Here is a 4,416-nt window from a genome sequence, read left to right as displayed (position 1 = left end):
AATATCGAAAGTTAGTCCTCAGTTAGCAGCTAATAAAGTGTCCTAATTTTAGGGTTCATATCAATTTCTTACAGCATTGCCTGAAAAAGAAACAAAGCAGTCAGGAATTGTTAAATATGCTATTGAAAGTAACTCACATTTTACAGGCATTTTTGCTAGTGAACTAGCTTTTTCTAAATCTGATATTGATCTTGCTTCACCAAATAATGAAAAATTATTTGATATTGATGATGATTATCGTATTAACAACAAAGAACTTGCCATTTTAAAACTTAATAAAAAGTACAAGTATAAGGCTGTAACTATCGAAGTCAAAAAAATTGTCAAATGGTCAGATGGTAAAAAAGTAGCGGCTAAAGATTTAGAATTTGCATATGAGATTTTGGCTAATAAGGAAACTAAATTGCAACGGTATACAAGTCAATTAGGGTTCATTAAAGGTATGTAAGCTTATCATGAAGACAAATCAAAAGTCATCTCGGGTTTAAAAATGCCAGATGGTGAAAATGGTCACAGATTTACTATTCATTATACTGAACTAAAGCCTGGAATGTACAACAGTGGCAATGGCTACTTTGCGGAAGAGCCGTACCATTACTTAAAAGATATCCCGTTTAAGAAGTTAGAATCATCAAATAAAATTAGAAAAATCCGTTATTTTTTTGTCCCTATAAGCTTGATAAACTTGTTCGTGGTTAATCAGTTTCTTGGGTTCCTAACAAGCATTATTGGCGTAGTATGCCAAAATTGGATAAGATCATTTGCCAAGTTGTGTCGACTAGTTCTGCTTCGTAAGCAATAAAAAGCCACAAGTTTGATATTGTAGGCTTAATTAACGATCAATGGAAACAGGTAAAAGATGTGAGAGATATAATATTTATTGCTAATATTCCATTTTCATATAGTTGAATAGGATTTAGAGTTGGTAAATGGGATTCTAAACTTAGTAAAATTGTAATGGATCCAAAAAGTAAAATGAATAACAAGGCTTTAAGACAAGCAATTGGCTATGCAATGAATATTGAAGATTTCAATAAAAAATATAATAGTGGTTTGACTTTTCAAATCCCAACTTTAATCTTGTCCCAATATGGCGATTACTTTGATAAAAATATTAAAGGTTTTACATACAATCTAAAGAAGGCTGATGAGATTTTAGATAGAGCAGTTTATAATAAAGAAATAAAAATGGCGTGTTCAACCAAACGGTAAACCACTTGAAATCAAGTTTTTAGTTCAGCAAGGTAATGAGACTCAGAAAGCAATTTACCAGAATTATTTGCGACAATGGCATAAAATTGGATTGAACATTAGTTTATATACTGGGCGATTAATTGAACTTAATTCATATGCCGACAAAGTGCTCATAATGCTCCAGGAATTGACATGTTCACGGGTAGCTGGAGTTTCAAGTCAACCTTCACCTGCATATTTATATAGCGAAGGTGCACCCGTTTAACTTTGCTAGACTTGTAACATCCGAAAACACAAAATTTCTTAAAGCGGTTGACTCACCAAAATCATTTAACCATCAATATCGTGTGGAACACTTTCATAAGTGGCAAAAGTATATGTTTGATCAAGCATTTGTTATCCCAACCACTAATGAATATAAGATTACAGCTGTTAATAGTAAACTAACAGGGTACTCAGTTAGGCCGTCGGATTCTAACGACATTTGGTTTAAAGTAGCGTATGCAAAATAAAATAGTGTTTAAGTAGAAAGCAGATAGGAATATAGCAATACTTCTATCTGTTTTGTTTTATGCCTATAATGAACTTGAAAATTAAAATTGCTCTCTTTAAAAAAATAAAATTAAAATATTATTATAAAATCTTAATTGACTTTCCAAAATAATTAATATATCATTAATAATTAGTATATTAAGCAAGATTTTATAAGGAGAAAGTTTTATGAAAAAACCAAAAACAGTTGGTTCAATCGGAATCATGAGCCTTGCTGCATTATCCTTGGCAGGTTGCGGTAAAGGGAATAGAAATAATAATACTAATAATGCCAAAACAGCAAGTCGCTTTTCGAGTGCAATGCCAAAAAAGCAGGCTAAACAAGGTGGGACAGTTAAAGTTGCTCTTGAAACTGATACACCTTTTACTGGAATTTTTACAGATGAATTATCAGTGACTGCGACAGATGCGGAAATTGCTTCACCTGGTGAAGAATCCTTATTTGATACAGATAACAATTACAAAATAAATGATAAAGGCCCGGCAACAATGAAGCTAGACCAAAAAAATAAGACAGTTACGATTACTATAAAAAAAGGAGTTAGATGGTCAGATGGCAAGCAAGTAACTGCTAAAGACATGGAATATCCCTATGAAATATTAGCTAATAAGAATACGAAAGCACAAAGATATTCTACTAAGATGGAAGTTTTAAAGGGGATGAAAGAATACCACGAAGGAAAAGCAAAAACGATTTCTGGAATAGAGCTACCTGATGGTGAAAATGGGCGCACAATGGTTTTACACTTTATCTCAATGACACCTGGAATGGCTTTTAGTGGCAATGATTATTATTGGGAATCAGCTTCACCTTATCATTATTTAAAGGATTTACCGTTTAGCAAGTTAGAGTCGTCTGATAAAGTTAGAAAAAAGCCATTATATTATGGAGCATATAAACTGGATAAATTGGTACGTGGCCAGTCTGCCACTTGGGTACCAAATAAATATTATTGGCGCGGCAAGCCTAAATTAGATCGAATTATTTATCAAGTAGTATCACCAAATTCTGCTTCACAGGCAATAAAAACTCATCGATTTGATATTGCTCAAGTAATCAATGCACAGTGGAAACAAGTTAAAGATACTAAAGATGTTAAATTTATTGCTCAAATACCTTTGTATTATAGTTATTTGGGTTTTAAGGTGGGCAAATGGGATGCCAAAAAAGGCAAAAACGTAATGAATCCTAAGAACAAAATGAATAACAAAGCACTTAGGCGAGCAATTGGCTATGCAATGAATGTTGAAGATGTTAATAAGCATTATACCAATGGTTTAAGTTTTCAAATTCCTACCTTAATACCGGCGCAATTTGGTGACTTTTATAATAAAAAAGTCCCTGGATTTAAGTTTGATTTAAATAAAGCAAATAAACTTCTTAACAAAGCTGGATATAAGAAGAAAGGAAAATGGCGAGTACAACCTAATGGTTCGCCGTTGAAAATCAATTTGATGGCAATGTCGGGAGATGCAACTCAGGAACCAGTTATTCAAAATTATCTTCAGCAGTGGCATAAAATTGGATTAAATGTTGGTTTAGTAAATGGCCGTTTAATAGAAAAAAATTCATTCTATGATAAGGTTCGAAATGATAATCCATCTGTTGATATGTTTATAGGGGCTTGGGGACTGTCAACTGAACCTTCGCCAAATGGGTTATATAGTGAAGGAGGTCCTGCTAACTATACAAGATTTGTTACTGCAAAAAATAACAAATTAATTAAAGAAATTGACTCTTCTAAAGCATTTAATCATCAATACCGTGTCAAGAAATTTCATGAGTGGCAGCAGTACATGTACGATGATGCTTATGTAATACCATTATACAATGCTTATAAAATTAATGCTGTTAATGATAAAATTACTGGTTTTTCGTTAAGGCCAGCTGAAACTAATAATGGGCATCAGCTATGGTACAAAGTTGGATATATAAAGTAAAAGTAGATATTTCCGGCAATATATCAAATGAAAATATCATTCTCAGATGTAAAAAGCATCCAGTTCATAATTTTAAACTAATTAAGTCGTTGCATCTTTGAATTTAAATGATATTATTTAATTATTAACTTGTTGAAGTTAACCCCTAGAATTGGACGTTAACATTATTTCATATTCGCTAAGGCCGTATTCCGATATTCAATCGGGGTGCGGCCTTTTAGCTTGTGGTAAAAGTGGCAATACTAGTAATGAAGGTGCTAAGACTGCTAGAAAATTTCCCGTTGAGACTGCAAATAAAACTGTCAAACAGGGAGGAACGCTCAAAGTAGCTGAAGAAACCAATACCCAGTTTTCAGGTGTTTTTAACGAAGAACTACAAATGGGTGTTCCAGATACTGAAGTATCTAGTCTGGGTCGAGAATCGTTATTTGATACCGATGATCACTACAAAATTAATGATAAGGGTGCCGCAACTTTGAGGCTCGATCGTAAAGAAACTAAGACGGTCACAATTACAATTAAAAAGGGTGTTAAATGGTCTGATGACAAGCAGGTAACTGCCAAAAACGTTGAATTTGCATATGAAATTATTGCAAATAAAGCAATTAAGTCTCAACGCTATGCTTCCCAATTCAATATTATTAATGATATAGAGCAGTATCATGAAGGTATGGCAAAACCATTTCTGGAATTGAAATGCCAGATGGCGAAAATGGTCGTGTAGTAATA

General features: G+C 33.1%; 6 protein-coding genes and 1 pseudogene. All 7 read left to right on the top strand.

Features of this window, described 5'->3' with window-relative positions:
- Positions 1 to 76: 76 nt before the first annotated feature.
- Complete coding sequence (locus tag Q0K80_RS09915; RefSeq protein ID WP_294605902.1) at positions 77 to 448, top strand: hypothetical protein; 372 nt, start codon at positions 77 to 79, stop codon at positions 446 to 448.
- A 42-nt stretch (positions 449 to 490) separates the two neighbouring features.
- Positions 491 to 802 (top strand): hypothetical protein, encoded by a 312-nt coding sequence (locus Q0K80_RS09910; protein WP_294605901.1) that lies wholly within the window; start codon positions 491 to 493, stop codon positions 800 to 802.
- A gap of 155 nt (positions 803 to 957) precedes the next feature.
- Complete coding sequence (locus tag Q0K80_RS09905) at positions 958 to 1,212, top strand: ABC transporter substrate-binding protein (protein WP_294605899.1); 255 nt, start codon at positions 958 to 960, stop codon at positions 1,210 to 1,212.
- 67 nt (positions 1,213 to 1,279) lie between these two features.
- Complete coding sequence (locus tag Q0K80_RS09900) at positions 1,280 to 1,459, top strand: hypothetical protein (protein WP_294605897.1); 180 nt, start codon at positions 1,280 to 1,282, stop codon at positions 1,457 to 1,459.
- A 112-nt stretch (positions 1,460 to 1,571) separates the two neighbouring features.
- Complete coding sequence (locus Q0K80_RS09895; RefSeq protein ID WP_294605895.1) at positions 1,572 to 1,706, top strand: hypothetical protein; 135 nt, start codon at positions 1,572 to 1,574, stop codon at positions 1,704 to 1,706.
- A gap of 208 nt (positions 1,707 to 1,914) precedes the next feature.
- Positions 1,915 to 3,687 (top strand): oligopeptide ABC transporter substrate-binding protein, encoded by a 1,773-nt coding sequence (locus Q0K80_RS09890; RefSeq protein WP_294605893.1) that lies wholly within the window; start codon positions 1,915 to 1,917, stop codon positions 3,685 to 3,687.
- Between the two features lie 163 nt (positions 3,688 to 3,850).
- Positions 3,851 to 4,416 (top strand): annotated as a pseudogene (locus tag Q0K80_RS09885) (ABC transporter substrate-binding protein); the annotation flags it as partial.

The organism is uncultured Lactobacillus sp., from assembly GCF_945290125.1.
Taxonomy (GTDB): Bacteria; Bacillota; Bacilli; order Lactobacillales; family Lactobacillaceae; genus Lactobacillus; species Lactobacillus rizhaonensis.
This window is presented reverse-complemented; position numbering and strand designations above follow the sequence as displayed.